Origin of the sequence: Nocardioides sp., from assembly GCF_035703625.1 — a bacterium.
Lineage (GTDB): Bacteria > Actinomycetota > Actinomycetes > Propionibacteriales > Nocardioidaceae > Nocardioides.
Genome location: NZ_DASSXS010000085.1, coordinates 1 through 4,074, shown reverse-complemented (window position 1 = coordinate 4,074; position 4,074 = coordinate 1). Strand labels below are relative to the sequence as shown.

Here is a 4,074-nt window from a genome sequence, read left to right as displayed (position 1 = left end):
ATCGACTGCCCGAAAGCAGTCGCAGCTGCAGCGTGTGCGTGCTCCTGCGGGACGTCGCGGCGGATCGGACGATCGGAACGGCCGCGGAAAGCCCCGAGACACAGAGCACGGGTGGCTGGGTTGCCAAGGGCATCATACCCGAGGGGGTGCCACAGGTCTCATGGACACCGAGCCAGAGCGGCGCCGAACCCGAATATCCCTGCGAAGGGCCCGGGGCAGGGGTGAGGATGTCCTGTGCTCTTTCGGATCCGTCGCGGCGTACGTCGGCGACGCGCGGCTCGCGACCTGCGTCGGCGCATGGCCGAGCTCGATCGGCTCGACCGTGAGCACGGGCTCGGCACCATGCCCTCACCCGGCACGATCAGGACTCGCCGCGCGGGCCGCAGTCCGGTGATCCCCGGCCTGCTGATCTCCGGCCTGCTGCTGACGGGGATCGTGGCGCTGTCCCCCGACGAGAACACGAGAACCCTCCGGCGGCTCATCGGCTTCGACAACGACCGCCCGCTGGCCGCACCCGACGTGCAGGACCGAGGCGGGAGCTTCCGCTTCTCCCTCACGCAGCGAGGAAGCAACGAGCCGGTGGGCTACGACCCGTGTCGTCCCATCGAGGTCGCCGTCAATCCGGCCGGGGCGCCGGAGGACTACGAGGAGCTCGTCCGCACCGCCATGGAGCACACGAGCGCCGCCACCGGACTGCGCTTCGAGCGGGTCGCGGACACCACCGATCGCGACTTCGAGCGAGGCTCAGTGCTGGGGACTCGCCGTCCCGTCCTCGTCGCCTGGGCCACGCCGGAGGAGGAACCCGATCTCGCCGGCGACATAGCCGGCTTCGGTGGCAGCGCAGCGGTGGACTCGGGCACGGGACGGATGCGGTACGTGACCGGCGTCGTCGTACTCGACCAGGAGGTGTTCGACGGGACGGTGGACGGTGCCGAGGCCCAGGCGATCGTCGACCACGAGTTCGGGCACCTCGTCGGGCTCAACCACGTCAACGACCCCGGTGAGCTGATGAACGCGACCAACGAGGGCCAGCTCCACTACGGACCCGGAGACCTCGAGGGTCTCGCCCGGCTGGGCTCGATCAAGTGCCGTTGACGCGGGGCGCCGCTCGGAGTGCTGGGCCCGCCGCCTCGACTGTTAGCGAATCTCCGCATTCGCCCGCGCAGGAACCCAGTTCCTGACAGCCTCTGCTGGCACTTCCATCCAACCTGAAGGAATCATCGATGACAGACCACCCCGAGTCGACCGTCCCTGCCGCCGAGCCGGTCATCCCTGCTCCGGGCACCGACGTCGCCCCGACCGCGCCGGCCCACGCCTCGCAGGCACCTGCGCCGTACGCCGCCGTGCCTCCCGCGCCCTACGCCCACCCTGCGGCGGCGGGGAGCCCGGGCAAGATCCGCGGGACCGGGATGTGCATCTTCCTTGCCATCATCACCTTCGGCATCTACGCACTGGTCTGGTACTACAGCACGCACGACGAGATGAAGCGCCACTCCGGCCAGGGCATCGGCGGCGGTCTGGCGCTCCTGCTCGCCATCCTCGTGGGCATCGTGATGCCCTACCTCAACTCCAGCGAGGTCGGGGGCCTCTACGAGCGCGCCGGCATGCGCAAGCCCGTCAGCGGCGCCACCGGGCTCTGGTACTTCCCCGGGATGTTCATCCTGGTCGGCCCGCTGGTGTGGTTCATCAAGACCAACGGCGCGCTCAACGCCTACTGGCGCGCGCAGGGAGTCCGCTGACTTTCCGGGCCACTCACGTCACGAGGACGCCCCGGTTGGATGTACCCAACCGGGGCGTCCTGTCGTGACGGATCAACCAGCGATGGTCAGCCGAGGTTCCTCGCCCGAGTGATGCAGGTGCCCAGGTCGAGCTTGGCCTGCTCGCCCCGGTCGATGATCACCGGCACCGTCTGGAGGACCTGACCACCCACCTCACAGGTGAGCGTCCAGTTCTCGATGAGCCCCGGCACCTCCTCCGACGACACGACCGTCGAGTCGAACAGGGTCGCCGAGAGGTCGTACGTCGGGGTCGCCGAGGCGAAGTTGATCACCCGAAGCACGTAGTCACCCGGCTCGGGGTTGCCGACCTCGGCCTGCTCCTTCATGCCGGGAACGTTCCCGGAGGAGGCGACCTCGGTCAGCGAGCCGTCGGCGTTCTTCTTGTAGACCTCGAGGTCGAGGTCGTCCGGGGTCGGCCAGTCGAGGCTCACCTGGAGGACGTCCATACCTGTCTCGGTGATGGTGAACGGGTGATCGACGTGCTCGCCCGCCGCGGTCGGTCCGCCGGTGTACTCCTGGGAGCGGACCGGCTGGTCCTCGGTGATCTCGACCAGCTTGTCCTGCACGACCGGGCGGGTCGACTGGTTGATGTGCCAGGTGAACTTGCCGCTGTTGCCCACCTGCATCGTGGTGTCGAGCCGGTCGGTGAACGAGCTCTCCCACGTGGGGGTGGAGAATTCCTTGCGCAGCCTCAGGGTGGCGCCCTTCGGAGCGCTGCCCTTGATCACCGAGTGCGTGGCCGTGTCGACGGTGTTCTCCAGCGCATCGAGGTAGGCCTCGCGGTTCCCCATGCCGGCGTACTCCCCGGCGCCGAGGTACTCGTCGATGACCTGCGGGAACGGCGGGTGGAACTCGTTGGGGCCGATCTCGAAGGTGTAGCCGTAGCCGCCGGTGGCGTTGTAGGACCAGTCCTCCGTGGTGCCGGTGGTGTCGTAGAGCTCCCAGCCGTGGATGTTGCGGTAGCCGTTGGCGGCGGTCATCTCCGCGCCGAGCGCCTTCAGGCCCTCCTCGTCGGGTGCGTTGCCGATCGGGTTGCCGTCCGGGCCGATGGTGTCGGGGTGGACGCCGTTGGGACGGAGCACCAGGTTGGAGAAGGTGTGGTTGGAGATCATGGTCGTGACCTGGCGGCTGCTGATCAGCTCACGGATGTTCTGCGTCTCGGGCTCTGAGAACGGCTCGGGACCGCGGTAGGTCGGGTCGGCCAGGCCGGTGGGCCGCTCGGCAGTCGGGTCGGGGAACGTTCCCGCAGCCCCCGGACCGCCCCAGAAGCCGCCGTAGTTGCGGTTCAGGTCGACCCCCAGGCCGAATCCGCCCGGGCTGCTGGCAGTCAACGCGCGGCAGGAGCCGTCAGGGGTGTCCTGTCCGTCCACGACCCGGCAGTTCTTGCGCCGGTAGGCGTTTCCGGGTGTGCCGAGGAGCGACACGGTGCCGCCGTTGTCGAGCTCGCGCAGGTCGACCATGCCGCCGTCGGTGCGGGAGAGGTCGAACCCGTCGACGTTGACCACTGGTACGACGATCACGCGCGACCGGTCCAGAAGGCCGGTGATGCGCGCGTTCTGCCCGTAGTTCTTGACCAGGTCGTAGGCGAACTCCATCGCGAGCTCACCCGAGGGCCACTCGCGCGCGTGGTGCACACCCATCAGCAGGAACACCGGGCGGCCGTCCTCGGGTGCCCGGACGTTGGCACCGATCTCGATCCCCTGCACGGTCTTGCCGTCGAGCGACGGGTGCGGCAGGTCGAACACCTTGGCGATGTTCGGCCGGATGGTCGCCAGCTGGCGCATGTCGTTGTTGTAGTCCTCGAGCGTGCGGTAGCCGTCGCGTCCCGAGGGGAGCGGCGACTGGACAGTCGCGGCGGCGTACGCCGCGTTGATCTGGTTGTTGCGTGCCTCGCGCTCGACGAGGTTGGCGATGCGCACGTCGTACGTCAGACCCGACTCGCGGAGGAGCTCGGCGTCGGACCCGGTGTGCAGCACGACCTCGATGTAGTCGTGTCCGGCGTGCTCGGTGAGGTCGAGCCCCAGGGCCTGGAGCCGTTGCTTGTCCGCACGGGTGGGGGTGTCCACCGTCACGAGCTGGGGGGCGAAGGCGGTGTCGGTGTCTGCGGCCTCTGCCGACCCGGTGATGACGGAGGGCGCGAGACCGAGCAGCGCTGTGGTGAGCGCCGCGGCGAGTGCCGCACGACTGCGGCGTGACCGGTGGATCATTGAATCTCCTGCGTGGGGCGTCGCGGCCCGCGTGTGGTTTGGCGGACCTTCTCCTCCCCATCAACGAGCCGAACCAAACCGGGTCACGC

The 4,074-nt window shown here is 68.8% G+C and carries 3 protein-coding genes; 2 read left to right on the top strand and 1 reads right to left on the bottom strand.

Going from position 1 to position 4,074, the window contains the following annotated elements:
- The first annotated feature begins 234 nt into the window (after nt 1-234).
- Entirely contained in the window at nt 235-1,095 is an 861-nt protein-coding gene (locus VFN12_RS04295; protein WP_325117362.1) for a hypothetical protein, read from the top strand.
- 128 nt (nt 1,096-1,223) lie between these two features.
- On the top strand, nt 1,224-1,739 hold the full coding sequence (locus tag VFN12_RS04290; protein WP_325117360.1) for a DUF4234 domain-containing protein: 516 nt from the start codon (nt 1,224-1,226) through the stop codon (nt 1,737-1,739).
- 86 nt (nt 1,740-1,825) lie between these two features.
- Here the strand turns inward: VFN12_RS04290 and VFN12_RS04285 are convergent, their stop codons facing one another.
- On the bottom strand, nt 1,826-3,985 hold the full coding sequence (locus tag VFN12_RS04285; RefSeq protein ID WP_325117359.1) for a M14 family zinc carboxypeptidase: 2,160 nt from the start codon (nt 3,983-3,985) through the stop codon (nt 1,826-1,828).
- Between the last annotated feature and the right edge of the window lie 89 nt (nt 3,986-4,074).